This window comes from Brevibacterium permense (genome assembly GCF_025506275.1).
GTDB classification, from domain to species: domain Bacteria; phylum Actinomycetota; class Actinomycetes; order Actinomycetales; family Brevibacteriaceae; genus Brevibacterium; species Brevibacterium permense_A.
Map to the genome: position 1 here is coordinate 17,662 of NZ_QYCP01000091.1, position 25,365 is coordinate 43,026.

At 65.0% G+C, this 25,365-nt stretch carries 26 protein-coding genes; 7 read left to right on the forward strand and 19 right to left on the reverse strand.

All coding sequences use genetic code 11. From position 1 onward, the window contains the following. Positions 1 to 42: 42 nt before the first annotated feature. The 10 genes from D3I60_RS12460 to D3I60_RS12505 all read right to left on the reverse strand — a co-directional run bounded on the left by D3I60_RS12460 (position 43) and on the right by D3I60_RS12505 (position 9,096). Entirely contained in the window at positions 43 to 1,641 is a 1,599-nt protein-coding gene (locus tag D3I60_RS12460; protein ID WP_262776629.1) for an ABC-F family ATP-binding cassette domain-containing protein, read from the reverse strand. Beyond that, entirely contained in the window at positions 1,638 to 2,339 is a 702-nt protein-coding gene (locus D3I60_RS12465; RefSeq protein ID WP_262776630.1) for a ribonuclease H family protein, read from the reverse strand. The genes D3I60_RS12460 and D3I60_RS12465 overlap by 4 nt, the downstream gene beginning before the upstream one ends. Positions 2,340 to 2,554: 215 nt before the next feature. After that, complete coding sequence (locus tag D3I60_RS12470) at positions 2,555 to 2,890, reverse strand: metal-sulfur cluster assembly factor (protein WP_025778421.1); 336 nt, start codon at positions 2,888 to 2,890, stop codon at positions 2,555 to 2,557. Next, positions 2,883 to 3,362 (reverse strand): Fe-S cluster assembly sulfur transfer protein SufU, encoded by a 480-nt coding sequence (gene sufU / locus D3I60_RS12475; protein WP_262776631.1) that lies wholly within the window; start codon positions 3,360 to 3,362, stop codon positions 2,883 to 2,885. The genes D3I60_RS12470 and sufU overlap by 8 nt, the downstream gene beginning before the upstream one ends. 16 nt (positions 3,363 to 3,378) lie before the next feature. Next, positions 3,379 to 4,629, reverse strand: a complete 1,251-nt coding sequence (locus tag D3I60_RS12480; protein ID WP_262776632.1) for a SufS family cysteine desulfurase — start codon at positions 4,627 to 4,629, stop codon at positions 3,379 to 3,381. Next, positions 4,629 to 5,387 (reverse strand): Fe-S cluster assembly ATPase SufC, encoded by a 759-nt coding sequence (sufC, locus tag D3I60_RS12485; RefSeq protein ID WP_262776633.1) that lies wholly within the window; start codon positions 5,385 to 5,387, stop codon positions 4,629 to 4,631. The genes D3I60_RS12480 and sufC overlap by 1 nt, the downstream gene beginning before the upstream one ends. Before the next feature lie 26 nt (positions 5,388 to 5,413). Next, on the reverse strand, positions 5,414 to 5,737 hold the full coding sequence (locus D3I60_RS12490) for a non-heme iron oxygenase ferredoxin subunit (RefSeq protein ID WP_440588575.1): 324 nt from the start codon (positions 5,735 to 5,737) through the stop codon (positions 5,414 to 5,416). Beyond that, the gene (sufD, locus tag D3I60_RS12495) at positions 5,734 to 6,909 is read right to left on the reverse strand and encodes a Fe-S cluster assembly protein SufD (RefSeq protein WP_262776634.1); all 1,176 of its coding nucleotides are present in this window, start codon (positions 6,907 to 6,909) and stop codon (positions 5,734 to 5,736) included. The genes D3I60_RS12490 and sufD overlap by 4 nt, the downstream gene beginning before the upstream one ends. A gap of 40 nt (positions 6,910 to 6,949) precedes the next feature. Beyond that, positions 6,950 to 8,380: a Fe-S cluster assembly protein SufB gene (gene sufB, locus D3I60_RS12500; RefSeq protein WP_039207512.1), complete on the reverse strand. Its 1,431-nt coding sequence runs from the start codon at positions 8,378 to 8,380 to the stop codon at positions 6,950 to 6,952. Next, positions 8,377 to 9,096, reverse strand: coding sequence for a helix-turn-helix transcriptional regulator (locus D3I60_RS12505; protein ID WP_262776635.1), 720 nt, complete (start codon positions 9,094 to 9,096; stop codon positions 8,377 to 8,379). Before D3I60_RS12505 ends, sufB begins: the two co-directional genes overlap by 4 nt. Before the next feature lie 137 nt (positions 9,097 to 9,233). On the opposite strand from D3I60_RS12505, the gene D3I60_RS12510 reads away from it, so the two are divergent. From D3I60_RS12510 to D3I60_RS12525, 4 genes are read left to right on the forward strand one after another with little or no spacing between them, the layout of a single operon-like run. Next, positions 9,234 to 10,151 (forward strand): ABC transporter ATP-binding protein, encoded by a 918-nt coding sequence (locus D3I60_RS12510; protein ID WP_262776636.1) that lies wholly within the window; start codon positions 9,234 to 9,236, stop codon positions 10,149 to 10,151. After that, positions 10,148 to 10,879 carry an ABC transporter permease gene (locus D3I60_RS12515; protein WP_262776637.1) on the forward strand — a complete coding sequence of 244 codons (732 nt, stop codon included), beginning with the start codon at positions 10,148 to 10,150 and terminating at the stop codon, positions 10,877 to 10,879. The genes D3I60_RS12510 and D3I60_RS12515 overlap by 4 nt, the downstream gene beginning before the upstream one ends. An 8-nt stretch (positions 10,880 to 10,887) precedes the next feature. Further along, complete coding sequence (locus D3I60_RS12520; protein ID WP_262776638.1) at positions 10,888 to 11,790, forward strand: COX15/CtaA family protein; 903 nt, start codon at positions 10,888 to 10,890, stop codon at positions 11,788 to 11,790. Continuing rightward, the gene (locus D3I60_RS12525; RefSeq protein WP_262776639.1) at positions 11,753 to 12,217 is read left to right on the forward strand and encodes a VOC family protein; all 465 of its coding nucleotides are present in this window, start codon (positions 11,753 to 11,755) and stop codon (positions 12,215 to 12,217) included. The genes D3I60_RS12520 and D3I60_RS12525 overlap by 38 nt, the downstream gene beginning before the upstream one ends. A gap of 100 nt (positions 12,218 to 12,317) precedes the next feature. Here D3I60_RS12525 and D3I60_RS12530 read toward each other — a convergent pair whose 3' ends face one another. Together D3I60_RS12530 and D3I60_RS12535 are read right to left on the reverse strand one after the other, a co-directional pair. After that, complete coding sequence (locus D3I60_RS12530; protein ID WP_101544292.1) at positions 12,318 to 13,304, reverse strand: heme o synthase; 987 nt, start codon at positions 13,302 to 13,304, stop codon at positions 12,318 to 12,320. 10 nt (positions 13,305 to 13,314) lie between these two features. Continuing rightward, positions 13,315 to 13,872, reverse strand: a complete 558-nt coding sequence (locus D3I60_RS12535; protein ID WP_262776640.1) for a hypothetical protein — start codon at positions 13,870 to 13,872, stop codon at positions 13,315 to 13,317. Between the two features lie 227 nt (positions 13,873 to 14,099). Between D3I60_RS12535 and tkt the strand changes: the two genes are divergently transcribed. Genes tkt through D3I60_RS12550 form a run of 3 tightly spaced genes read left to right on the forward strand, consistent with a single transcriptional unit; the run spans position 14,100 to position 18,909 of the window. Next, positions 14,100 to 16,181 carry a transketolase gene (gene tkt / locus D3I60_RS12540; protein ID WP_262776641.1) on the forward strand — a complete coding sequence of 694 codons (2,082 nt, stop codon included), beginning with the start codon at positions 14,100 to 14,102 and terminating at the stop codon, positions 16,179 to 16,181. Beyond that, positions 16,178 to 17,281 (forward strand): transaldolase, encoded by a 1,104-nt coding sequence (gene tal, locus D3I60_RS12545; RefSeq protein WP_262776642.1) that lies wholly within the window; start codon positions 16,178 to 16,180, stop codon positions 17,279 to 17,281. The genes tkt and tal overlap by 4 nt, the downstream gene beginning before the upstream one ends. After that, positions 17,278 to 18,909 (forward strand): glucose-6-phosphate isomerase, encoded by a 1,632-nt coding sequence (locus D3I60_RS12550; protein WP_262776643.1) that lies wholly within the window; start codon positions 17,278 to 17,280, stop codon positions 18,907 to 18,909. The genes tal and D3I60_RS12550 overlap by 4 nt, the downstream gene beginning before the upstream one ends. 155 nt (positions 18,910 to 19,064) lie before the next feature. Here D3I60_RS12550 and secG read toward each other — a convergent pair whose 3' ends face one another. From secG to rapZ, 7 genes are read right to left on the reverse strand one after another with little or no spacing between them, the layout of a single operon-like run. Next, positions 19,065 to 19,310 carry a preprotein translocase subunit SecG gene (gene secG / locus D3I60_RS12555; protein WP_101544300.1) on the reverse strand — a complete coding sequence of 82 codons (246 nt, stop codon included), beginning with the start codon at positions 19,308 to 19,310 and terminating at the stop codon, positions 19,065 to 19,067. Positions 19,311 to 19,365: 55 nt separating this feature from the next. After that, on the reverse strand, positions 19,366 to 20,151 hold the full coding sequence (gene tpiA, locus D3I60_RS12560) for a triose-phosphate isomerase (protein WP_262776644.1): 786 nt from the start codon (positions 20,149 to 20,151) through the stop codon (positions 19,366 to 19,368). A gap of 14 nt (positions 20,152 to 20,165) precedes the next feature. Next, positions 20,166 to 21,383, reverse strand: coding sequence for a phosphoglycerate kinase (locus D3I60_RS12565; RefSeq protein ID WP_262776645.1), 1,218 nt, complete (start codon positions 21,381 to 21,383; stop codon positions 20,166 to 20,168). Continuing rightward, the gene (gap, locus tag D3I60_RS12570; RefSeq protein ID WP_139467291.1) at positions 21,380 to 22,381 is read right to left on the reverse strand and encodes a type I glyceraldehyde-3-phosphate dehydrogenase; all 1,002 of its coding nucleotides are present in this window, start codon (positions 22,379 to 22,381) and stop codon (positions 21,380 to 21,382) included. Before gap ends, D3I60_RS12565 begins: the two co-directional genes overlap by 4 nt. 9 nt (positions 22,382 to 22,390) lie before the next feature. Further along, positions 22,391 to 23,374 (reverse strand): DNA-binding protein WhiA, encoded by a 984-nt coding sequence (whiA, locus tag D3I60_RS12575; protein WP_262776646.1) that lies wholly within the window; start codon positions 23,372 to 23,374, stop codon positions 22,391 to 22,393. Positions 23,375 to 23,399: 25 nt separating this feature from the next. Further along, the gene (locus D3I60_RS12580; RefSeq protein WP_262776647.1) at positions 23,400 to 24,395 is read right to left on the reverse strand and encodes a gluconeogenesis factor YvcK family protein; all 996 of its coding nucleotides are present in this window, start codon (positions 24,393 to 24,395) and stop codon (positions 23,400 to 23,402) included. A gap of 1 nt (position 24,396) precedes the next feature. After that, on the reverse strand, positions 24,397 to 25,287 hold the full coding sequence (gene rapZ / locus D3I60_RS12585; protein WP_440588577.1) for an RNase adapter RapZ: 891 nt from the start codon (positions 25,285 to 25,287) through the stop codon (positions 24,397 to 24,399). Positions 25,288 to 25,365: the final 78 nt, after the last annotated feature.

A 25,365-nucleotide genomic window follows, 5' to 3' on the forward strand; every position in this document is an offset into this window, starting at 1 on the left:
CCGACTGAGGCCGACCGGCTCAGCCGAGTGCGATGAGCCGGCTCAGGCGAGCGTGACGAGATCGAGGTACGTGTCGTTCCACAGGTCTTCGTCGCCGTCGGGCAGCAGGAGCACACGGTCGGGGTCGAGCGCGGACACAGCACCCTCATCGTGGGTGACGAGCACGATCGCACCTTCATAGCGGCGGATCGCCGAGAGGATCTCCTCGCGAGAGGCCGGATCGAGGTTGTTCGTCGGCTCGTCGAGCAGCAGCACGTTCGCACTCGAGACCACGAGGGTCGCGAGAGCCAGACGCGTCTTCTCACCGCCGGAGAGCACCCCGGCAGGTTTGTGCACATCGTCACCACTGAAGAGGAACGAACCGAGCACATTGCGCACCGCGGTGTCATCGAGATGCGGAGAGTTCCGCGACATGTTCTCCAGCACTGTGCGCTCGAGGTCGAGGGTCTCATGCTCCTGCGCATAGTAGCCCAGCTTGAGGCCGTGTCCGGGCACGACTTCTCCGGAGTCGGGATCGTCGAGCCCGGCGAGCAGACGCAGCAGCGTCGTCTTTCCGGCGCCGTTGTAGCCGAGTACGACGACTCGTGTGCCCTTGTCGATGGCGAGATCGACACCGGTGAACACCTCGGTCGAACCGAAGCTGCGAGAGAGTCCCTCGGCCGTCAGCGGCACACGTCCGCAGTCGGCTGGGGCCGGGAAGCGCAGATTCGCGACCTTCTCCGTGGCGCGTTCGTCCTCGAGCCCGGCGAGCAGACGGTCGGCGCGCTTGGCCATCTGCTGGGCGGCGACGGTCTTCGTCGCCTTCGCCATCATCTTGTTCGCCTGAGCGTTGAGCGCCGCGGCCTTCTTCTCGGCATTGGCACGTTCGCGGCGGCGACGCCGCTCATCGTCCTCACGCTGTTTGAGGTACAGCCGGTAGCCCATCGAATATATGTCGATGGTCTGACGGGTGGCGTCGAGGAAGAAGACCTTGTTGACCACTTCGTCGATGAGATCGAGGTCGTGGCTGATGATGATCAGGCCACCGGAGTAGGCCTTGAGGTGGTCGCGCAGCCACAGCACGGATTCGGCGTCGAGGTGGTTCGTCGGCTCGTCGAGGATCATCGTATCCGGGGCCGAGAACAGGATCCGGGCGAGTTCCACACGGCGACGCTGACCGCCGGAGAGCGTCCCGATCTCCTGGCTGATCAGTGCCTCGTCGAGGCCGAGGTTCGCGGCGATCGCGAAGGCTTCGGATTCGGCGGCGTAACCACCGGCGGCGATGAACTCCGCTTCGATGCGCGGGTAGCGGTCGATGGCCTTCGTCGCCACCTTCTCGTCCGGTGAGGCCATCTGCCGTTCGGCCTTGCGCAGACGCTTGACGAGGACGTCGAGGTCACGCACCGAGAGGATGCGTTCCATTCCGGTGGCAGTGAGGTCACCGCTGCGCGGATCCTGCGGCAGGTAGCCGACGGTGCCGGAGATCGACACGGATCCGGATTGGGCAGTGTGTCCGCCCATGATCACCTTGGTCAGGGTCGTCTTGCCGGCGCCGTTGCGGCCGACGAGACCGACTCGGTCGCCCTTGTCGACACGGAAGGACACCTCGGACATGAGGGTGCGGGCGCCGACGGCGACTTCGAGGCCGGAGGCCTGAATCATTCTCTCTCCAAACTGCGGCCGATGAGTTCGGCCAGAAATTCTTGGGGGTGGATGCCGCGGGCCTGAGCCCGGGCGACGAGTTCATCTGCGACAGAGGACGGCACACGGCAGGATACGACAGTGGTGTTCGGCCCGGCTGCTGCGGTCACGGGCTCGACGGAAACATCGTCCTGAGCAACAGGTTCCGTCGGGTTGTCTGCCGGTTCGTCGTCGGCCGTCGCGGTCGACGTCCCCGCGGGGACGTATCCGGGGCCTTCCGGCACGGGCGTGCCCTTCTGGAAAGCTGTGGCAGCCGCACGTGCGCGAACATCGGCAGCCTCATTGAGTTCGTGGTTGTTGTGTCCCTTGACCCACTCGAACTCGACAGTCCGCCCGCTCAGTGCCTCATCGAGAGACGCTAAGAGGTCCTTGTTGAGGACTTCTTTTCCATCGGCTTTCTTCCACCCTTTGCGTTTCCACCCCGGCATCCATTTGGTCAGGGCGTTGATGACGTACTGCGAATCACAGTATATCTTCAGCTCGTCGTCGCTGTCCGCGGTCGACCGGAGCAGGTCGAGGACGGCCATGAGCTCACCGCGGTTGTTCGTCGCGTTCTTCCACCCGCCGGCGTGCCAGGAGGTGTCGTCGATGTACCAGGCCCACCCGGCGGGCCCCGGGTTGCCGAGCGCGGATCCGTCGGCGGCAGCGATGATCGTCAATGGTTCTCCTTGGAAAGTCGGATTCCATTCTTTCACGCCGCTCTCGGGTTCTCGGTCCGCGGGGCGGTGATCTCCGCGACCCTGCCCGAAGACGAGTGCCGGATCGGACGACGATCGCCGAGGCGGGGCTGACCTTCTCAGGTCGCCCCGCCTCGGCGATGGTGTTCGTCCGCGTCCCCGAGAGACACGGACAACCGAACGTCGTCGGTGTCGGATCAGATGTTGAAGCCGAGCGCCCGCATCTGTTCGCGGCCGTCCTCGGTGATCTTCTCCGGGCCCCATGGCGGCATCCAGACCCAGTTGATCCGGTAGGCCGGCACGATTCCCTCGAGGGACTGTGCGGTCTGGTCCTCGATGACGTCGGTCAGTGGGCAGGCCGCCGAGGTCAGGGTCATCTCGATCACGGCGGTGCCGTCGTCTTCGACCGAGAGTCCGTACACGAGGCCGAGATCGACGATGTTGACACCGAGCTCGGGATCGACGACGTCCATCATCGCCTCGCGCACTTCGTCGACGCTGGCATTCTGCGGTGCGTCAATGACTTCAGGCATTGTGTTTCTCCTCACGAGCTGCTTGTGCTTGGTTGAGTGCGTCCTTGAACGCCATCCATGCCAGGAGAGCGCATTTGATCCTGGCGGGGAACTTCGACACTCCGGTGAACGCCGCGGCGTCCCCGAGAATTGACTCATCCGCTTCCATTGTCCCACGGGAATGCATGAGTTCGTGGAACGCGCCTTCGATCTCGAGCATCTGCGCGACGGAGGATTCGGCGGCCAGCTCCGACAGTACCGAGGCCGAGGCCATCGAGATCGAACAGCCGTCTCCGGTCCACCGCACCTCGATCGTGCCGTCCTCACGCAGTTCGGTCTCGAGCTCGATCTCATCGCCGCACGTCGGGTTCACCTGGTGCGAATACCCGTGCGGTGACTCTGCAGCGTCACGGAGCAGTTCGGTGTTGCCGATGCGTGCCCGCGACTGGTCGAGGATGACCTGCTGGTAGAGCTGCTGCATCTGTGTGCTCATCGGATCGCTCCCCTCCTCAGGCGACTCCGAAGAAGGGCCGCACTTCCGCCAGAGCGGTGAGAAAGCGGGTGCAGTCTTCGACGTTGTTGTATAGGTACGTGCTCGCCCGCGTCGAGGCGGTGACCCCGAAGCGGCGGTGCAGCGGCTGAGCGCAGTGGTGGCCCACCCGCACGGCGATGCCCTGCGAGTCGAGATACTGTCCGACATCGTGGGCGTGCACACCGTCGACGTCGAAGGCCACGGTTCCGATCCGGTCTTCGGCCTCGCCGAGGATGCGGATTCCGGGGATCTGGCCGATCCCGTCGAGGAGGACTCGGGCGAGTTCCTTCTCATGCTCGAGAACATTGTCCAGCCCCACCTCGGTGAGGTATCCGATCGCTGTCGCGAAAGCCGCCACCTCGGCGACCGGCTGAGTGCCGGCCTCGAACCGCTGCGGAGCGGGCATGAACTCGGTCTCCTCCATGGTCACCGTGGTGATCATGGATCCGCCGGTGAGCACCGGCGGCAGAGCGTCGAGCAGTTCGGACTTGCCCCACAGCACACCCAGACCGGTGGGGCCGAGTGCCTTATGAGCGGAGAAAGCGGCGAAGTCGACGTCGAGGTCGACGAAGTCCACGGGCATATGCGGAACGGACTGGCAGGCGTCGAGCACGACGTAGGCTCCGACGGCGCGGGCCCGTTCCACGAGGCGGTGGACGGGGTTGATCGTGCCGAGGACGTTGGAGACGTGCGTGAACGCGAGCACCTTCGTCGATTCGTCGACGATCGTGTCGAGATCGGTCAGATCGAGTTCACCGGAGTCGGTGACCGGCAGCCAGCGCAGCTGTGCTCCTGTGGAGGCAGCCAGCTGCTGCCACGGCACGAGATTCGCATGGTGCTCCATCTCGGTGACGACGATCGAGTCACCGGGGGCGAGGGCGAAACGCTCTGCGTCGTCTCCCCCGAAGCCATGGCTGGCCCGATCGATGCCGAGGGCCACGATGTTGAGCGCCTCGGTCGCGTTCTTCGTCCAGCACACCTGTTCCGGTGCCCCGCCGACGAGTCCGGCAGCGGCGATCCGACCGTTCTCGAAGGCGTCGGTGGCCTCGACGGCCAGGGAGTGCGCGCCTCGGTGAACGGCGGCGTTGCGCTGCTGGAAGTACTCGACGAAGGTGTCGATGACGCACTGCGGCTTCTGCGATGTCGCTCCCGAGTCGAGATACGACAGCGGCGACTCCCCGACCCTCACATCGAGGATCGGGAAGTCGCCCCTCAGACGTGAGAACATCAGACGCCGGCGGTGAAGAAGCGGTCGTAGCCTTCGTTCTCGAGGCGTTCGGCCAGTTCCGGTCCGCCTTCCTCGGCCACCTTGCCCTTGATGATCACGTGGACGTGATCGGGCTTGATGTAGTTGAGGATGCGCGTGTAGTGGGTGATGAGCATGATGCCGACGTCAGTAGCGTCCTTGACGCGGTTGACGCCTTCGGACACGATGCGCAGCGCGTCGACGTCGAGGCCGGAGTCGGTCTCGTCGAGTACGGCGAACTTCGGCTTGAGCATCTCGAGCTGCAGGATCTCGTGACGCTTCTTCTCGCCGCCGGAGAAGCCTTCGTTGACGTTGCGCGAGGCGAAGGCGGGATCCACACGGAGGTTCTCCATGGCCTGCTTGAGGTCCTTGGTCCAGTTGCGCAGCTTCGGAGCCTCACCGTCGATGGCGGTCTTGGCCGAACGGAGGAAGTTCGTCACGGTCACGCCGGGAACCTCGACGGGGTACTGCATGGCCAGGAACAGTCCGGCCTTGGCACGCTCGTCGACGGACATCTCGAGGACGTCCTCACCGTCGAGGGTGACCGAACCGGAGGTCACTTCGTACTTGGGGTGGCCGGCCAGGGCGTAGGCCAGGGTCGACTTGCCGGAGCCGTTGGGGCCCATGATGGCGTGGGTCTCGTTGGAGTTGATGACGAGGTCGATGCCGTTGAGGATGGGCTTGAGACCGTTTTCGGTGTTGACACCGACGTGCAGGTCTTCGATCTTGAGAGTGGACATAATGATCCTTCTTCTTCGGTCTTGGGTCAGTTCAGGGTGGTGTTCGGGTCGACGAGGATGCGACCGGCGATCTCTTTGCAGTCATAGACCGCGACGGGTTCGAACGCCGGCGGATTCACCGGCTTGCCCGTGTTGAGGTCGAACTGAGAGCCGTGCAGCCAGCATTCGATGGTGCAGTCCTCGACGTCTCCTTCGGCCAGCGACACCTCACCGTGGGTGCACAGGTCGTCGATGGCGTGGATCGTGCCGTCGGAGTCGCGAGCGATGCAGATCTCGAACTCGCCGACCTCGATGCGCATGGTGCCGCCGGGGGCCACCTCGTCGGTGGCCGCCACGTCGATCATGGTCACAGAACACTCCGGGACAGTTCGGCCTCGATGCGTTCGTTGAGCACGTCTTCGATCTCGGGCACCTGGATCTTCTGGATCACTTCGTTGAAGAATCCGCGGACCACGAGCTGACGAGCGACGTCCTCGGGGATGCCGCGGCTCATGAGGTAGAACAGGTGCTCCTCATCGAAGCGTCCCACCGAGGAGGCGTGGCCGGCACCGGCGATGTCACCGGTCTCGATCTCGAGGTTCGGCACCGAGTCGGCGCGGGCGCCATCGGTGAGGATGAGGTTCCGGTTGAGCTCGTAGGTGTCGATGTCGAGGGCTTCGGGACGGATGAGCACATCGCCGATCCACACGCTGCGCGCGTCCTTGCCCTGCAGAGCGCCCTTGTAGTGGACGTTCGACTGGGCCTTCGGCGTGTTGTGGTCGATGTAGGTGCGGTGCTCGAGGTGCTGACCGGCGTCGGCGAAGTAGAGTCCGAGCAGTTCGGCCTCTCCCCCGGCTGCCGAGTAGCGCACGTTCGTGTTCAGGCGTACGACGTCACCGCCGAGGGTGATGTGGATGTGCTTGAACTTCGCGTCCTTGCCCACGATCGCATCGTGCTGACCGAGGTGCTGGGAGCCGTCGTCCCACAGCTGCAGCGAAACGAAGGTCACGTCTGCACCATCGCCGATGACGAGGGAGACGAGCTCGGAGTACCGGGCCAGTCCCTCGTGTTCGACGACGATGGTCGCCTTCGAGTTCGCGCCGACGGTGACGACGACATGGCCGTGGCCGAGTGCCTCACCGGTGCCGTCGGCGTGGATGATCGCGGCCCGCTCGAGTTCGGTGTCTGCGGGGATCGAGTAGTGCGTCACCGCAGAGGCACGGTTGGCGGCGACGGCCGCGGCGCGGTCCTCGGGCTCGAGGATGCCCAGTTCCTGAGCCGACTCAAGCGAGATCTCCTCGACGGACAGGCCCGCGGGCAGATCCGACTCGAACTTCAGCTTCGCCTCGGTGGCGGTGTCCTCGAAGAACTCGCTGAACTTGCGGACGGGAGAGAAGCGCCATTCCTCCTCCCGGCCGGTGGGCACGGGAAAGTCGGCGACATCGAAGCTGCGCGTGCGCGCATCGCGCTTCGAATCGGGCACCTGGACCTCGGAACCGTGCGAATGCTCCGAGAGGCCAAGCGGGTTGGTGGTATCAGTCACAGATTTACTCCTTTGAGTGCAGTGGGCGCTGGGTCGGTTCTCAGCCGACCGCGCCTTCCATCTGCAGTTCGATGAGGCGGTTGAGTTCGAGGGCGTACTCCATCGGGAGTTCGCGTGCGATCGGCTCGACGAAGCCGCGCACGATCATCGCCATCGCCTCGGTCTCCTCCATGCCGCGGGACATGAGGTAGAAGAGCTGATCCTCACTGACCTTCGACACGGTGGCCTCATGGCCGAGTGTGACGTCGTCTTCGCGGATGTCGATGTAGGGGTACGTATCCGAACGGGAGACGTTGTCTACGAGCAGGGCGTCGCAGAGGACGTTGTTCGACGAGCCTTCGGCGCCCGGGTGGACGTGGACGAGTCCGCGGTAGCCGGCGCGGCCGCCGCCGCGGGCCACGGACTTCGACACGATCGACGAATGGGTGTGCGGAGCGGCGTGGACCATCTTCGCACCGGTGTCCTGGTGCTGTCCCTCGCCGGCGAAGGCCACGGACAGCGTCTCGCCGCGGGCGTGCTCACCGGTCAGCCAGATGGCCGGGTACTTCATGGTCACCTTCGAGCCGATGTTGCCGTCGACCCATTCCATGGAGGCGCCCTCTTCGGCGATGGCGCGCTTGGTGACGAGGTTGTACACGTTGTTCGACCAGTTCTGGATCGTCGTGTAGCGGACCTTCGCATCCTTCTTCGCGATGATCTCGACGACGGCCGAGTGCAGGGAGTCGGTCTTGTAGATCGGAGCGGTGCAGCCCTCGACGTAGTGGACCGAGGAACCTTCGTCAGCGATGATGAGCGTGCGCTCGAACTGGCCCATGTTCTCCGTATTGATGCGGAAGTAGGCCTGCAGCGGGATCTCGACGTGGACGCCCTTGGGGACGTAGACGAAGGAACCGCCGGACCAGACAGCGGTGTTCAGAGCGGCGAACTTGTTGTCACCGGACGGAATGATCGACCCGAAGTACTCTTCGAAGATCTCCGGGTGCTCGCGCAGGCCGGTGTCGGTGTCCATGAAGATGACACCCTGAGCCTCGAGCTCCTCGTTGATCTGGTGGTAGACGACCTCGGACTCGTACTGAGCGGCGACACCGGCGACGAGGCGCTGCTTCTCGGCCTCGGGGATGCCGAGCTTGTCATAGGTGTTGCGGATGTCCTCAGGCAGATCCTCCCAGGACGTCGCCTGTCCCTCGGTGGAGCGGACGAAGTACTTGATGTCCGCGAAGTCGATTCCGGTGAGGTCAGCGCCCCAGTTCGGCATCGGCTTCTTGTCGAACAGACGCAGAGCCTTGAGTCGACGCTTGAGCATCCACTCTGGTTCGTCCTTGAGCTTCGAGATGTTGCGGACGACTTCCTCGCTGAGGCCGCGGGTCGCGGTCGCGCCGGCGTCGTTCTCGTCGTGCCAACCGTATGCGTACTGCCCGAGGTCTTTGAGCTCGGGATTCGCATCGATGATCCGATTTCCTGTGTCAGTCATCGTGAACCTCCTTGAGGTCGATCATTGCTGTGGATGAGTGGTCTGGTCAGTTCCGAAGTCGGAATGTGGGTGGTGCACACATGGTCGCCCTGCGCCAGCGACGACAGCCGCCGTACATCAACACCGAGGTAGTCGGAGAACATCGCGAGCTCTGCTTCGCAGATCTCCGGGTACTCCGTCGCCACGGCCTGGATCGGGCAGTGTCCCTGGCACAGCTGCATCGCCTCCAACGGGGTTCCAGCCGCGACCGGGGTCGCCGAGGCGGCGTACCCTTCCCGTGTGAGTGCGGCGGCAAGTGCACGTGAGCGAGACGCCACTGTGGTGCCGCCGCGCTTCTCGAGTTCCGGTCCGAGTCGCTCCCGCAGTCGGTTCACGAGGTCTTCTGTGAATCCCTCCACTGCCGATCTGCCGTGCTTGTCCTCCATGAAGCGCAGGATGTTCACGGCCAACTCGTCGTAGGAATGACTGACCGAATCGTGTCCGGCCGTCGTGACCACATAGTGCCGGGCCGGTCGGCCCCTGCCCGCCTGTTTGCCGGCGAGTTCACGAACCTCGAGAAGGCCCTCACTCTCCAGCGCGTCCAGGTGACGACGGATCGCCGCGGGAGTCAGCTCGAGGGCTTTGGCCAAAGACGAAGCAGTGATCGGACCTTCGTCGAGCACCGACTGGAAGACCTTCTGCCGGGTTCGGCGATCTTCCGTGTCGTTTGCAGCCATAATCCACCTCCTTGACTAACACAACAATATTGTTGCGTAATTTGTTTCGTAAAACTAGGTGAGCCTAACCACCGCCCGCGTCGCGCGCGGAAACCTGCGGTTTCGACACCCGTTTCGACGCGTCGTAGAATAGCCTGGTGTCATATCCGGCCCTGACCATTCGCGGTCTCCAGTACTCCTACGGCACCCACCGTGTCGTCGACGGAATCGACCTCACGGCCGAGTCCGGATCCGTCCTCGGCGTTCTCGGACCCAACGGCGCAGGAAAATCCACGACCATCTCCCTGGCCGTGGGCACCCGCCGTCCCGAATCGGGCACGGTGGAGATCTTCGGGCACGACCCCGTCGCCGAACACGCGACGACGTCGCAGCTGGCCGGGGTCATGCTCCAGGACGGCGGACTGCCGATGAGCTCGAAGCCCCTGCAGGTGCTGCGGCACCTCTCCACCCTCTATGAGAATCCCGTACCGGTCGACGAACTCGCCGAACCCCTGGGTCTCTACGACTTCGCCGGACGCACGATGCGCAGGCTCTCCGGAGGACAGAAGCAGCGAGTCGCGCTGGCCGCGGCCCTCATCGGACGGCCGCGCCTCGTCTTCCTCGACGAACCCTGCGCCGGTCTCGACCCGCAGGCTCGCGAGGTCGTCCACAGCTTCATCCGCGATCTCGCCGACCGCGGAGTCGCCGTCGTCCTCACCACCCACGACCTCGCCGAGGCCGAGGAGCTCTCCGACGAGGTCGTCGTCATCGATCGCGGACGGATCATCGCTCAGGGAGCGCCAGAGGAGCTGCGCAGCGCCTCCGGCGGGTCCCGGTCGCTGACGATACGCCTCGACTCCCCCGTCCCCGCCGCTCTCGTCGATCGGCTCACCGAGCTCGGTCCCACCTCGGCGCAGGGCTCACTGATCTCCCTCGACGGAGCACCGACTGCGAGCCAGATCGCGGCTGCGTGCGCCGCCGTCGCCGAGGCGGGACTGCAGATCACGGACATCGGCATGCAGAGGCAGTCCCTGTCCGACGTCTTCTTCGAACTGACCGGGAGGCCGCTGCGATGACCTCGACACGCATCGTCTCGCAGGCGAAGTTCGAGACACTGTCCGTTCTGCGCAACGGCGAACAGCTGCTGCTCTCAATCATCTTCCCGCTGGGTCTGCTCGTCTTCCTCGCGAAGACTCCCCTGCTCACCGGGCTCGGGGTCATCGAGGCCGGTGCCGATCCGCTGTCGATCGCCGTCCCCGGGGCGCTGAGCCTGAGCCTGGCCTCCAGCGCATTCACCGGGCAGGCGATCGCAACCGCCTTCGACCGCCGCTACGGAGTGCTGCGGCAGCTGGCGACGACTCCGCTGGGGACCAACGGACTCATCCTCGGCAAACTCGGCGCCGTCATCGTCGTCGTTCTCATCCAGTACGCACTCGTCTTCGCCGCGGCGGCGATTCTCGGCTTCCGAGGTCCCGTCGACATCCTCGGACTCATCCTGACCACGCTGTTCGGCACTGCCGCGCTGCTCTCGCTCGGTCTGCTCATGGCAGGCACAGTCCGCGCCGAGGCGACTCTGGCGGCGACGAACCTCATCTGGGTGCTCATGGCAGGCGTCGGTGGCCTCGTGATCGCACATCCGGGAGAATGGGGAACGGTTGTGGGCTACCTGCCCTCCGGTGCGCTCGGCGATGCCATGCGGTCCGCCGTCGGACACGCCGGCACAGACGTCAAGGCAATCATCGTGCTCCTGATATGGGGGCTTGTGGGAACGCTTGCGGCACGCAGGTGGTTCCGTTTCGAATGAGGAGTGAAGTGGTCACGAAGAAGATCCGCATCGCCGCTTGGGCCATGCTCATCGCCCAGGCAGGGATCATCCTGACCGGCGGAATCGTCCGGCTCACCGGCTCTGGGCTCGGTTGTTCGGACTGGCCGAAGTGCACCCCGGATTCGCTCGTGGCCACCAGCGAGATGGGCATCCACGGCGCCATCGAGTTCGGCAACCGCCTGCTGGCCGTGGCGCTGGCGATCCTCGGCGTGAGCATTGCGCTCATGCTGTGGAGGCACCGGAAGCAGCGCCCGGATCTCTTCTGGCTCAATATCGGCCTGCTGGCCATCGTGCCCGTCCAGGCCGTCGTCGGCGGAATCACCGTGTGGACGAAGCTCAACCCCTGGGTCGTCGCCGGACACTTCGTGCCCTCGGCCGTCGCTGTCGGGGTCGCCGCCTATTTCGTCCGCCGCACCTATGACACGGGAGTGCGACTGAGGACGAAAGCCCCGGCTCCGCTTCCGACTTTGGGCTGGATCATCCTCGGTCTCACCGCGATCATCGTCGTCTTCGGTGTGCTCACGACAGGGGCCGGGCCCCATTCGGGTTCGACGATCTCGACCCGCAACAACCTCGACAACATCTGGGTCACCCGGCTGCATGCCGCGCCGGTGTGGCTGCTCGTCATCTCCACGATCTCCGCGCTCGTCATCGCCCGGAAGAAGGCGCAGACGGCGATGGTCGCCCCGCTGACCGTGCTTCTCGGCGTCGAGGTCGCACAGGGAGTCATCGGCTACGTCCAATACTTCCTCGGTGTTCCCGAACTGCTCGTGGCCTTACACATGGTCGGCCTGTCGGCTACGATTGCGGCAAGCGTTGCCGTCCTCGACAGCGCATATCCGAGGAGCACCGATGTCCATACCGATCGTTCCGTGTCTGTGGTTTCCTGACTGCGCCGAGGAGGCCATGGAGTTCTACTGCTCCGTCTTCCCCGATTCGCGGGTCCTGTCCATCGAACGCTATCCCGACGAATCCCTCGACGAACACTTCAAGGGGATGAGCGGGAAGGTCCTGACCGGCCGGTTCGTCCTCGACGGCACAGAGTTCATCTGCCTCGACGGCGGACCGGTGTTCACATTCAACGAGGCGATCTCGCTGACCGTCGAATGTGCTGACCAGGCCGAGATCGACCATTACTGGTCGCATCTGTCGGCGTCACCCGAGCACGAAAAGTGCGGTTGGCTCAAGGACCGCTTCGGAGTCAGCTGGCAGATCGTTCCCGCGAATCTCGGCGAGCTGATGACCGGTCCGGCACAGACTCAGGCGCTCATGAGAATGAAGAAGATCGTCATCGACGACCTCATCAACGCCGGCTGAACCTCGACACGCGCTCGAACAGCGCCGTATCTTCCAAGACACGTCAAGGCCCGTTCCCATGCATGGGAACGGGCCTTGAATGATCAGCGGAGGTTGAGCCTCACCAGATACCGGGGATCAGGGTGGGCACGAACGGGTCGATGGCCACCGCCAGGAAGAGCAGCGACAGGTAGGTGATCGAACCGTGGAAGACCTTCATCGCCTTGAGCGAGGTGCCGTCCTTGCCCTGCTTGGCACGAGAGACCAGCGAGTAGCACGACCACAGGAACCAGACTCCGGCGCCCACGGCTACGATCGTGTAGACCGGGCCCATCGGAGCGACGGGAATGAGCGCGAGTGAGCAGGCGATCATCGCCCAGGTGTAGAGGATCATCTGACGGCCGACGGATGTCGGCGGAACCTTCGACGGCAGCATGGGCACGTCGGCGGCGTCATAGTCGGCCTTGTACTTGATCGCCAGCGGCCAGTAATGCGGCGGGGTCCAGAAGAAGACGACGAGGAAGAGCAGCACGGGCTCCCAGGCGATTCCTCCGGTCACGGCCGACCAGCCGATGAGCACTGGCATGCAGCCTGCAGCGCCGCCCCAGACGATGTTCTGTGAGGTGCGGCGCTTCAGGACGAGGGTGTAGAAGACTGCGTAGAGCAGGATCGCCGAGGCGGTGAGTCCCGCCGTGACCCAGTTCGTGAATCCGCCGAGCCAGAAGATCGAACCGATGCCGAGCACGAAAGCGAAGATGAGTGCAGAACGGGGGCTGATCTCACCGGTGACGAGGGGACGGTCCTTCGTCCGCTCCATCTTCGCGTCGATGTCACGGTCGACATAGCAGTTGAAGACCGAGGCCGAGGCCGCAGCGGCGGCTCCGCCGATGAGGGTGTTGATGACCAGCCAGATGTTCGGCAGTCCCTGAGCAGCCAGGAACATCACGGGCGCGGTCGTGACGAGGAGCAGCTCGATGACGCGCGGCTTGGTCAGCGCGATATAGGCGCTGATGATCGAACGCGGTCGGGTAGCGAGACTCTGCTCGTCGATGGCCCTCTGCAGAGGTCGTTCACTCTGCTCTTCCCGGTTCTGACGAAGTTTGCTCACGCCCTAGATTCTACCTGTTGTCGAAGTTTTTGCCAGTCGCGCGCAGGCGAGTCGAGTCACTGACGATGCGGACGAGGAACGCCACCGCCGCACACACCGGAGCAAGCACAACGACCTGCACGATGAGCACTGAGATGAAGCTCAGCGACGCCGACTGCGGATCCGTGCGGAGGAGATTCACATCGACGCACAGTCCGATGATTCCGGCGATGACGGAATAGGTCAGGGCGGTCGTCCACACCAGTCCGCCGCGCCGTGCATTGAGCATCACGGCCAGCGCTGCCGCGAAGGGGGTGAGCAGAAGGAGTGTGCCCAACGTCCACAGGCCGAGCTCCCCGATATCGACGGTGCCGCGCAGCGGCTGGGCGATCGCCGACGTCACGGCGACGGTCGCCACGGCGAAGAGCACCGGGCACGCCGTGCCGATCCGGGAGATCAGCCGACGGAGCCCCCTCGTCTGTTCGGCCACCTCGGCGAGGTCGGGGCGCCTGCCCGCCAGCCGATCGGATCGCTGGTCTCCGGTGTCGGCGACGGCGGCATCGACCACGGGATCAGCACCTTTGCTCACCCGGTCATCCCTCCAGTCGGGCACGGCCCATTTTTCGGTCTCTGCAGCACACGGCAACTGTTGAGTGTCGAACCCGCAGCTGTGCGCGAGACCACACTTTACCCGTCGATGGTCTAAATGTCTCGCTCCCTCTCAGCACGGCAGGTGAACAGGGGCGGCGCTTCAGGCATCCGACGGGTAGAGTTTGAATGCACGCTCTTAAGACGAACGAAGGATCGCTCGACGACATGACAACTCTGTCCTGGACTGAACTCGACAATCGCGCAGTCGACACTGCCCGCCTCCTCGCCGCGGATGCGGTGCAGAAGACAGGGAACGGGCACCCGGGCACCGCCATGAGCCTGGCTCCCATCGCACACTACCTGTATCAGCACGGACTCACTCACGACCCGGCCGACCCGACTTGGGTCGGCCGTGATCGTTTCGTCCTCTCCTGCGGTCACAGTTCGCTCACCCAGTACGTCCAGCTCTACCTGGCAGGGTTCGGGCTCGAGCTCGACGATCTCAAGGCGCTGCGCGCATGGGGTTCGCTCACCCCGGGCCACCCGGAAGTCGGCCACACCGCCGGCGTCGAGATCACCACGGGGCCCCTGGGCTCCGGACTGGCCTCGGCCGTGGGCATGGCCATGGCCGCTCGCCGTGAACGCGGACTCTTCGACCCCGAGGCGGCTCCCGGCACCTCACCGTTCGACCACAACATCGTCGTGCTCGCCTCCGACGGCGACCTCGAAGAGGGAGTGTCCGGTGAAGCCTCATCGCTGGCCGGGACACAGGAGCTGTCGAACCTGCTGGTGATCTGGGACGACAACAAGATCTCCATCGAAGACGACACCGCGATCGCCTTCGGCGAGGACACGGCCGCCCGGTACGCCGCCTACGGCTGGCACGTCCAGCATGTCGACTTCACCGCCGGTGGTGATTACCACGAGGACATCGAAGCCTTCCACGCCGCCGTCGAGGCCGCTCGCGCGGATTCCCGCCCCTCGTTCATCCGCCTGTCCACGATCATCGCCTGGCCCGCCCCGAACGCGCAGAACACCGGCGGGTCCCACGGTGCGGCCCTCGGCGAGGACGAGATCCGGGCCACCAAGGAGATCCTCGGCTTCGACCCGGAGTCGACCTTCGCCGTCGACGACGAGGTTCTCGCACACACTCGTCTGGCCCTGGACCGCGGTCGTGCCGCCCACCTCGACTGGGACAAGTCCTTCGCCGAATGGCGCACCGCCAACCCGGACAACGCCGCCCTCTTCGACCGTCTGGCCAAGCGCGAGCTTCCCGCCGGCCTTGATGCGGCCTTCCCGGTCTTCGAAGCCAGCGAGAAGGGCATCGCCACTCGCGCGGCCTCCGGTCAGGTGCTCAATGCGATCGCCGAGACCATGCCCGAACTCTGGGGCGGTTCCGCCGACCTCGCTGGCTCGAACAACACGCTGATCAAGGGTGAGCCTAGCTTCCTGCCTGCTCACCGCTCTACGGGTGCATTCTCCGGCCACGAGTACGGACGCAATATCCACTTCGGCGTCCGCGAGTTCTCCGCCGGTCTCATCGGCAACGGCATCGCCCTGCACGGCGGAACCCGCCCGTACAACGGCACGTTCCTCGTCTTCAGCGACTACCAGCGTCCGGCCGTACGCCTGGCAGCCCTCCAGCAGCTGCCGAACCTGTTCGTGTGGACACACGATTCGATCGGCCTCGGCGAAGACGGACCGACCCATCAGCCGATCGAGCATCTCTCCGCGCTGCGGGCGATCCCCGGCCTCGACCTCGTCCGACCGGCCGATGCTAACGAGACCGCGGTCGCGTGGCGGAAGATCCTCGAACGCACCGACGGTCCCAGCGGACTCGTGCTCACCCGACAGTCCGTGCCGGTCCTCGACCGTGAGAAGTACGCCCCCGCCTCCGAGGCCGCACGCGGCGGCTATGTGCTCACCGATACCGGTGACCACCCCGAGGTGGCCATCATCGCCAGCGGTTCCGAGGTCGCCATCGCCCTCGAGGCCGCCGAGGCTCTGCAGGCATCGGGCACGGACGCTCGCGTCATCTCCATGCCGTGCCAGGAATGGTTCGACGCTCAGCCGGAGGACTACCGGGCCACCGTGCTGCCGCGTTCGCTCAAGGCACGGGTGAGCATCGAAGCCGCCTCGGCAATGAGCTGGCACAAGTACCTCGGCGATGCCGGTCGTGCCGTGTCCATCGAACATTTCGGTGCATCCGCGGACTACCAGACCCTGTACGAGAAGTTCGGCATCACGGCCTCGGCCGTCGTCGACGCAGCCAAGGAATCCATCAACGCAGCAAAGGCGGAAGCATGAGTGAACGTCTCCACCAGCTCAGCGCGGCCGGAGTCTCGATCTGGCTCGACGATCTCTCCCGCACCCGACTCGAATCCGGGGACCTCACCCGTCTCATCGAGGAATCCTCCGTCACGGGTGTGACGACGAATCCGACGATCTTCGCCAACGCGATCTCGGCAGCCGACGACTACGACTCTGCGGTCGCCGAGCTCGGTGCCTCCGGTGCCGATGTGGATGAGGCCATCGAGGCGCTGACCACAGCGGATGTCGCCGAGGCGGCCCGCCTGTTCCGTCCGGTCTTCGAGTCCACGGACGGTGAGGACGGTCGCGTGTCGATCGAGGTCGCTCCCCCGCTGGCCCATGATGCGCAAGCGACCGTCGCCTCGGCGAAGGCCCTGTGGGAACGCGTCGGCGAACCGAATGCGATGATCAAGATCCCCGCCACCGAGGAGGGGCTCCGCGCGATCTCCGAGACGATCGCGGCCGGGATCAGCGTCAACGTCACGCTCGTGTTCTCCCTGACCCGCTACCGCCACGTCGTCGAAGCCTTCCTCCAGGGACTGGAGAAGGCCCGCGCCGCCGGTCATGACCTTTCGACGATCCGGTCGGTGGCCTCGGTGTTCGTCTCCCGGGTGGACTCCGAGATCGATTCCCGACTCGACTCCATCGACGACCCGAAGGCCGTGGAGCTCAAGGGCAAGGCGGGCATCGCGAACTGCGTGCTCGCCCACGAGATCCACTCGCAGCTGTTCACCTCCGAACGCTTCCGAGTCCTCGAACTCGCCGGGGCACGTCCGCAGCGTCTGCTGTGGGCTTCGACCGGAGTGAAGAATCCCGACTACGCCGACACGATGTACGTGACCGAGCTCGTCGCACCGAACACCGTGAACACGATGCCCGAACCCACTCTGGAGGCGTTCGCCGACCACGGTGAGGTCACCGGCCAGATCACGTCCGAGCACTACCGTGCCGCCGACGAGGTCTTCGACGCTCTGGCACGATTGGGCATCGACTACGCCGAGGTCATGACCGTGCTCGAAGAGCAGGGGCTGGAGAAGTTCGACGTCAGTTGGACCGAACTCCAGGAAACGATCCGTACGGCTCTGGACCGCTCATGAAGCTCTCACTCTCTGTTCCCGTGGATGAGGAATTCGAGGCAGAGGCCGCGCGTCTCATCGACACCGGCCTGGCCTCCCGGCTGAGCGCCAAGGACGCGGAGCTGTTCGACGGGGCCGCCGACGCCGCGGACCGGATGGGATGGGTGGATCTTCCGCAGAATGCCGCAGATCTGCTCGGTGAGATCGAATCCCTGCGGGCGCGTCTGCAGGAGCAGGGTCTGCGCACGATCAGCTTGGCCGGAATGGGCGGATCATCGCTCGCTCCCGAGGTGATGGCTCAGACGGCCGGTGTCCGACTCGAGATCATCGACTCGACGGATCCCAATCAGGTCGCCGAGGCGATCGGCACCGATCTCGAACACACGGCCCTCATCATCGCGTCGAAGTCCGGAACCACGGTGGAGACGGATTCGATCCGCCGCAGCTTCGCCGCGGCCTTCGAGTCGATCGGCGTCGATCCGGCGTCCCGGATGATCGCGATCACCGATCCGGGAACCGAACTCGAGGCGCTGGCCGCCGATCAGGGCTTCCTTGCGACCTTCCGCGCCGATCCCACGGTCGGCGGACGCTTCAGCGCTCTCTCGGCCTTCGGACTCGTCCCCGCGGGTCTGGCCGGTGCCGATGTGCGCGGGATCGTCGCAGAGGCCGCCGCGGCCGCCGCCGCTCTGTCTGCCGACGGTCTGGACAATCCTGCACTGCGGTTCGGCGCTTGGCTGAGCATCGCCCACGCCCGCACGACGGAGAAGCTCGTCCTCGCCGAGACCGCTGAGCAGCTGTACGGACTCGGGGCCTGGGTCGAGCAGCTCATCGCCGAATCCCTCGGCAAGGACGGTCAGGGCATCCTTCCCGTCGTCGTCGACTCCCCCGCCGACATCGGGTTCTCCGATGCACGTGCAGACGCACTCCTGTGCCTGCTCGGGCCGGCAGCCGATGACTCAGAGCTGGGTGCGCCGTCCGGATTCGAAGCGACGATCACGGGTGGGTTGGGCGAGCTGTTCCTATTCTGGGAATACGCCACGGCCATCACCGGATACAGCATCGGGGTCAATCCCTTCGACCAGCCTGATGTCGAGGCTGCGAAGGCACAGGCCCGGCATCTGCTCGACGGACCGGACTCGGGTTCGACGGAGCAGCCGCGGTTCCGTGAGCGAGACATCGACGTTCTCGAGGTCGTCGATGAGGCCACTGATCTCGTCGGAGCTCTGGAGGAGCTGTTCTCGCAGGTCGACGAGTACGGATATGTCGGCATTCAGGCCTACCTCGATCGGATCGCCGATGCCGAGGCTGCGGATCTGCGTCCGCTCGTGTCCACGCATGCTGGAGTGCAGACGACCTTCGGCTTCGGCCCCCGCTACCTGCATTCGACCGGTCAGTACCACAAGGGCGGTCATCCGAACGGAGTGTTCCTCCAGATCACCGGTGAGGCTCGCACTGACCTGCTGGTGCCGGGACGCGACTTCGGCTTCGCTCAGCTGCAGCGCGCCCAGGCCGCCGGAGATGCGGCGGTGCTGAGTGAGAAGGGCCGACCCGTGATGCGCCTGCACCTGCTTGATCGTACTCGTGGGCTCGAACAGCTGCGGGAGGCGATCGGGTCGATCAACCCGCGCCACCACTTCGGCCACGACTGATCTGCCCGAAACGGCACTGATCCGTCGGAACGACGGACTGAGCACGAACAGAAAAGGACCCCGACCGAATCGGTCGGGGTCCTTCTCATTCGTCCACCGGGGCGTCGCCTCGGTGTCGGTGGCTCACGGTCTCGGCGTCAGCGGGCCACGATGGCTCAGGAGTTGAACCGAGTGAGGACGCCCAGCAGGATGATGCAGGCCGCCCAGATGATCGCCATGAGCGTCGTGAACCTGTTGAGGTTGCGCTCCGCGACACCCGAGGATCCCAGCGACGAGGACATTCCGCCGCCGAACATGTCGGACATGCCACCGCCCTTGCCCTTGTGCATGAGGATCAGCAGGGTGAGGAAGATGCTCGTGAGCACGAGCAGCGCGATGAGAATGATGTTGAGGATTTCCACGTCGGATTCAACCTATGTTTCGTCGAGTGTTTCGTCGAATGATGCGTCTGTCAGTCTACTTCGCGACCGCGGCCTTGCACAAAGCGGCGAAGTCCGGACCGCTGAGGCTCGCACCTCCGACCAGGGCGCCGTCGACGTCCGCGGAGGCGACGATCTCGGCGACGTTGTCGACCTTGACCGACCCGCCGTAGAGAATGCGGGTGGTTTGGGCAAGAGCCTCGCCGTACTTCTCACCGATGCGTGCGCGGATCGCCGACGCCATCTCGGCGGCATCGGCGGCAGTGGCTGTCTCTCCGGTGCCGATCGCCCAGACGGGTTCGTAGGCGATGACGAGGCCGGAAAGGTCGCCTGCGTCGAATCCGGCCAGCGACTCGTCGAGCTGTCCCAGGGTGAACTCGACGTGGCTCTTCTCCTGCCGCTGTTCCAGCGACTCCCCCACGCAGAGGATCGGTGTGAGTCCGGCCGAAAGTGCGGCCTTGATCTTCGCGGCCACGACCTCGTTGTTCTCGTGGTTGTCGGCACGGCGTTCGCTGTGGCCGATGACCACGTAGCTGCAGCCGAGGCGGGAGAGGAACGATGCAGCGATCTCTCCGGTATGCGCTCCGGGAGCGTGCTGGGAGACGTCCTGGGCACCGTACTTCAGCCACAGTTTGTCGCCCTGGACGAGTGTCTGCACCGAACGGATGTCGGTGAACGGCGGAATGACGACGACTTCGCAGCGGCTGTCGTCGAGTTTGGCGTCCTCGAGTGCCCAGGCGAGCTTCTGGACAGCAGAGATCGCCTCCAGATGATCGTGGTTCATCTTCCAGTTGCCTGCCAGCAGCAGGGTGCGGTCGCTCATGGTGTCTGTCTTCCTCATCCGAGTGCGTCGAGTCCGGGCAGGGTCTTGCCTTCGAGATATTCGAGGCTGGCGCCTCCGCCGGTGGAGATGTGGCCGAAGTCGTCATCGGCGAAGCCGAGGCTGCGCACAGCGGCCGCGGAATCGCCGCCTCCGACCACGGTCAGCCTGTGTCCCCCGCTGCTGCCTTCGTCGGACAGAGCTTGGGCTACGGCTTTGGTGCCGGAGGCGAAGGCCGGGAACTCGAAGACGCCCATCGGCCCGTTCCAGAACACAGTGGTCGAACCTGCGATGATCTCAGCATAGGCGCGAGCCGATTCGGGGCCGATGTCGAGGCCGAGGCCGTCGCCTCCGGCCGGAGTGTCTTCGAGTTCGGCGACGGGCCGGACCCAATGCTCGGCGTCGGCGGCGAAGGAGGCGGCCATGACGATGTCCGTGGGCAGGACGATGCGTGCACCACCGGATCGGGAGCGTTCGAGGTAGCCCTTGACGTCGTCGATGCGGTCCTTCTCGACCAGGCTCGAGCCGATGTCATGGCCGAGTGCGGCGAGGAAGGTGAAGACCATTCCCCCGCCGATGAGCAGATTGTCGGCGCGGTCGATGAGGTTGTCGATGACGCCGAGTTTGTCCGAGACCTTGGATCCGCCGAGGACGACGGTGAACGGTGGTTCGGGGTTGTTGAGCAGCCTGTCACTGACCTCGACTTCCGCTCGCACGAGTGAGCCCGCATAGTGCGGGAGGAGGCCGGCGATGTCGTAGACCGAAGCCTGCTTGCGGTGGACGACGCCGAATCCGTCGGAGACGAAATCGTCGGCCAGCGCTGCCAGCTGGGTGGCGAATTCCTGGCGCTCGGCATCGTCCTTCGCCGTCTCGCCGGGATTGAAACGCAGGTTCTCCAGCAGCAGCACGTCACCGTCGGACAGGGCTGCGGCCTTCGTCTGCGCATCGTCACCGACGGTGTCGGCGGCGAAGGCGACCGGACGGCCGATGGCTTCGGCGAGTTCGGGGACGATCGGGGCCAGTGAGAACTGCGGATCCGGTTCTCCCTTCGGCCGGCCCAGATGCGACATCACGATGACCTTGGCTCCCGCCTCGGTGAGGGACCTGATCGTTCCGGCCGAGGCCAGGATGCGACCGCGGTCGGTGATCGTGCCCTCGTCCATCGGCACGTTGAGATCGCTGCGGACGAGCACCGTGTGTCCGGCGAAGATGCCCGCATCGTCGAATGTCCTCATGAGTCCCTTTCGCTGAGAATGTAGCTGACCATGTCTTTGAGTCGGTTCGTGTATCCCCACTCGTTGTCGTACCAGGCCACGACCTTGATCTGGTCGCCCAGCACCATCGTGAGCTTGGAATCGACGATCGCCGAGGCGGTGGTGCCGACGATGTCGCTGGAGACGAGTTCGTCGGTGGAGAAGTCGAGGTAGGGCGATCCGTCCGCCGCGGAGGCGAGGATCGCGTTGACCTCGTCGCGGTCGGCGCTCGTGGAGGTGGTGAAAGTGAAGTCGATGATCGATCCGGCGGGCACGGGCACACGCACGGCGAGTCCGTCGAGCTTGCCTTCGAGGTGGGGCATCACGCGGCCGACGGTGCGTGCGGCTCCGGTCGTGGTCGGCACGATGTTGACGGCGGCGGCTCGGGCGCGACGCAAGTCCCTGTGGGGTCCGTCGACGAGCATCTGATCGCCTGTGTAGGCGTGAACGGTGTTGAGCAGACCGGATTCGACGCCGAGGGCATCGTCGAGCGCCTTGACGACGGTGGCCATGCAGTTCGTCGTGCACGAGGCGTTCGAGACGACGGAATGTGCGGACGGGTCGAAGGTGTCTTCGTTCACCCCCATGACGAGCGTCGCGTCGACGTCCTTTCCGGGTGCGGAGAGCACGACGGTCTGCACGGTGCCGCCGAGGTGGGCCTCGGCCTGATCCTGCCGGGTGAAGCGTCCGGTGGATTCGACGACGAGTTCGACCTTGTGCGAACTCCAATCGATGGCGGACGGGTCGGCTTGGCTGGTCACCGCGATCTCTCGCCCGTCTACGATGATCGCCTCGTCGGCGGCGTCGACATCATGGTCGAAGCGAGGCCACACTGAGTCGTGGGAGAGCAGATGAGCCAGGGTCGTCGTATCGGTGAGATCGTTGATGGCCACGACCTCGAAATCAGCATCGGGTTCGAGGGACAGACGGAACAGGGCACGGCCGATGCGGCCGAAGCCGTTGATGGCGATTCGTCTCATGCCTCGATCTTAGCGATCCTCGAGCATTTCCGGGGTCAGACTGGCTTCGGTGCCGGGAATTCCCAGTTCTTCCGCATGCTTGTCCGCAGTGGACAGCAGCCTGCGGATCCGGCCGGCCACCGCGTCCTTCGTCATCGGCGGGTCGGCGAGCTGACCGAGCTCTTCGAGGGACGCCTGTTTGTGGGTCACGCGAAGCTGACCGGCGTAGCGGAGGTGTTCGGGGACGTCGTCACCGAGGATCTCCAGGGCGCGTTCGACCCGGGCACCGGCGGCCACGGCGGCCCGTGCCGAGCGACGCAGGTTCGCATCGTCGAAGTTCGCCAGGCGGTTTGCAGTCGCGCGGACCTCCCTACGCATCCGCCGTTCCTCCCAGACCAGCACGGCGCTGTGGGAGCCCATGCGGGTGAGCAGCGCGGCGATATCGTCGCCGTCGCGGATGACGACGCGGTCGACTCCCCGGACCTCGCGGGCTTTCGCACTCAGTCCGAGCCGGCGGGCTGCGCCGACGAGGGCAAGAGCCGCCTCGGGGCCGGGGCAGGTGACTTCCAACGCCGAGGAGCGCCCCGGCTCGGTCAGTGAGCCGTGGGCGAGGAAGGCTCCGCGCCAGGCGGCTTCGGCATCGGCGACGGAGCCGTTGACGATGGCCGAGGGCAGTCCGCGCACGGGACGGCCGCGGTTGTCGACGAGTCCGGTCTGGCGGGCCAGTGCTCCCCCGTCACGGGTGACGCGCAGCACGTAGCGGTTGGAGCGGCGGATTCCGGCGGCATTGATGACGACGATGTCGGCATGCTGACCGTAGAGATCCTTGATCTCCGTCCGCAGCCGTTTGGCGGCCTGGGCAGTGTCGAGTTCGGCCTCGAGAACGATCGAGCCATTGACGAGGTGGAGGGCGGAGGAGAAGCGGAAGATCGAGGACACCTCGGCCTTGCGGGCGGAGGTGCGAGTGATCTTCACTCGCGCCAACTCGTCCTTGACCTGAGCGGTCAGTGCCATAGCTCGTCCTCCTGCACCTAAAGTTCTACCACTGCTCGGCGACGCCGATCCCGGCGTCCAACAACATGTCACGGTAGCATGCCGCCAGCTTGAGGCTGTCATGCTGTCCCTGCCTCCGTGAACGCAGGGGACGTTCCCAGAGTTTCGCTCCGAACATGTCCTCGGCCCGCTGCGGCAGGTCGGGTTCGAGTTCGGTGGCCGCCTCGTCGACGAGAACATAATCCAAGGTCAGTGAGCGGGCATGACGGTGGAGGGAGACGAGGTGTTCGCCGAGGCTCAGGTCCTTCGTCTCACCGTCGGTGGAACCGAGGTTGAGCGTGAGGGATTTCACCGCTGTCGAGGCCACGATCGCCTCGGCCAGCGACGGCACGAGCAGGTGCGGCATCACCGAGGTGTACCAGGAGCCGGGGCCGAGGTTGAGAACCTCGGCCTCCTCCACGGCTTCGATCGTCTCGTAGCGGGCCGGTGGAGCCGCCGGGTCGAGGCGCACGGTCTCGACGTGGCCGATCGTGGAGGCGAGCACGGACTGTCCGCGCACGACCTGGAAGGAGCCGGGGAACTTCACATCGGCTTCGATCGTCAGCGGCACCGAGGACATCGGCAGCACGCGACCGTGAGCGCGCAGCAGCCGGGCCATCCAGTCCAGGCCGGCCACATGGTCGCCGTGGATCTGCCACAATGCTGCGATGAGCAGATTGCCCACCGCGTGACCGTGCAGCTCACCTGTCGATTCGAAGCGGTGCTGGATGACATCACGCCAGGTCTGGCCCCACGTGCCGTCGTCGCAGAGTGCGGCCAGAGCCATCCGCAGATCGCCGGGAGGCAGTCCGCCGAGTTCGTCGCGCAGTCGTCCGGATGATCCGCCGTCGTCGGCGACTGTGACAACCGCGGTGAGGTCTTCGGTGAGCAGACGGAACGCCCTCAGCGCCGCGTAGAGTCCGTGGCCTCCGCCGAAGGAGACGATACTGGGACCGTCCTTCTGTGCGCCCGTGGAGATGACGGGCAGATCTTCGGTCTCCATGTCATTCTCTTCCCAGATCGCGGTGACGCACAGCCACCGGGATCCCGGTCTGGGCCGACAGCAGTCGTCCGACCCTTTCGCTGATCGCCACGGAACGGTGTTTGCCGCCCGTGCAGCCGATTCCGATCATCGCGTAGCCGCGGCCCTCGTGCAGATATCCCTCGGCGACGGTGGACAGGGTTGCTGCATAGCGTTCTATGAATTCCTCGGCACCGTTCTGCTCGAGGACGTAGGCTGCGACATCGGAGTCGAGTCCGTTGTGTCCGCGCAGATGGGGAATCCAATACGGATTCGGCAGGAAGCGGACGTCGGCGACGTGGTCGGCGTCCTTGGGCAGGCCGTATTTGAAGCCGAAGCTCATCACCGTCAGACGCAACGGCGGGGTGTCATCGTCGCTGAAGCGTTTGCGCACCTCCGCAGAGAGCTGGTGCACGTTGAGTTCGGAGGTGTCGACGATGATATCTGCACGGTGCTTGAGGGACTCGAGCTCGGCACGTTCGGCTTCGATGCCGTCGAGCAGGGTCCCCTCCCCCTGCAGAGGGTGGGGCCGCCTGGTCGATTCGAAACGTCGGACGAGGACTTCATCGGAGGCGTCGAGGAAGACGATGCGCAGGGACAGACCCTGATCGACGAAATCGCTGATCGTCTCCTGCAGTTCGGTGTACTTCGTCCGCCCTTTGGCGTCGATGACGATGGCGATCTTCGGCAGGGCACCGTCGGCACGGGCGACGAGTTCGACGAGCGGACGCATCATCTGCGGCGGCAGATTGTCGACGACATACCAGTCCATGTCTTCGAGCACATTTGCCACGGTGGTGCGGCCCGCTCCGGACATTCCGGTGACGAGCACAACCTCGATCGGGTGGTCGGATCCGTTCGATTCGGCCTGCACGCTCACTCGTCCTCCTCTGTCCGTGCCCGATCGGTCGGTGGGCACTGTATCTCTCGGCACTACTCTAGGGCAGAATCG

Coding starts and splice junctions, on each gene's coding strand:
- tal (WP_262776642.1), top strand. CDS start 16,178: ATGAGTGAACGTCTCCACCAGCTCAGCGCGGCCGGAGTCTCGATCTGG.
- sufU (WP_262776631.1), bottom strand. CDS start 3,362: ATGAGCACACAGATGCAGCAGCTCTACCAGCAGGTCATCCTCGACCAG.
- D3I60_RS12515 (WP_262776637.1), top strand. CDS start 10,148: ATGACCTCGACACGCATCGTCTCGCAGGCGAAGTTCGAGACACTGTCC.
- sufC (WP_262776633.1), bottom strand. CDS start 5,387: ATGTCCACTCTCAAGATCGAAGACCTGCACGTCGGTGTCAACACCGAA.
- whiA (WP_262776646.1), bottom strand. CDS start 23,374: ATGGCACTGACCGCTCAGGTCAAGGACGAGTTGGCGCGAGTGAAGATC.
- gap (WP_139467291.1), bottom strand. CDS start 22,381: ATGAGACGAATCGCCATCAACGGCTTCGGCCGCATCGGCCGTGCCCTG.
- D3I60_RS12525 (WP_262776639.1), top strand. CDS start 11,753: ATGTCCATACCGATCGTTCCGTGTCTGTGGTTTCCTGACTGCGCCGAG.
- D3I60_RS12565 (WP_262776645.1), bottom strand. CDS start 21,383: ATGAGGACATTCGACGATGCGGGCATCTTCGCCGGACACACGGTGCTC.
- D3I60_RS12550 (WP_262776643.1), top strand. CDS start 17,278: ATGAAGCTCTCACTCTCTGTTCCCGTGGATGAGGAATTCGAGGCAGAG.
- D3I60_RS12480 (WP_262776632.1), bottom strand. CDS start 4,629: ATGTTCTCACGTCTGAGGGGCGACTTCCCGATCCTCGATGTGAGGGTC.
- D3I60_RS12460 (WP_262776629.1), bottom strand. CDS start 1,641: ATGATTCAGGCCTCCGGCCTCGAAGTCGCCGTCGGCGCCCGCACCCTC.
- D3I60_RS12580 (WP_262776647.1), bottom strand. CDS start 24,395: ATGGAGACCGAAGATCTGCCCGTCATCTCCACGGGCGCACAGAAGGAC.
- D3I60_RS12505 (WP_262776635.1), bottom strand. CDS start 9,096: ATGGCTGCAAACGACACGGAAGATCGCCGAACCCGGCAGAAGGTCTTC.
- sufB (WP_039207512.1), bottom strand. CDS start 8,380: ATGACTGACACAGGAAATCGGATCATCGATGCGAATCCCGAGCTCAAA.
- D3I60_RS12470 (WP_025778421.1), bottom strand. CDS start 2,890: ATGCCTGAAGTCATTGACGCACCGCAGAATGCCAGCGTCGACGAAGTG.
- tkt (WP_262776641.1), top strand. CDS start 14,100: ATGACAACTCTGTCCTGGACTGAACTCGACAATCGCGCAGTCGACACT.
- tpiA (WP_262776644.1), bottom strand. CDS start 20,151: ATGAGCGACCGCACCCTGCTGCTGGCAGGCAACTGGAAGATGAACCAC.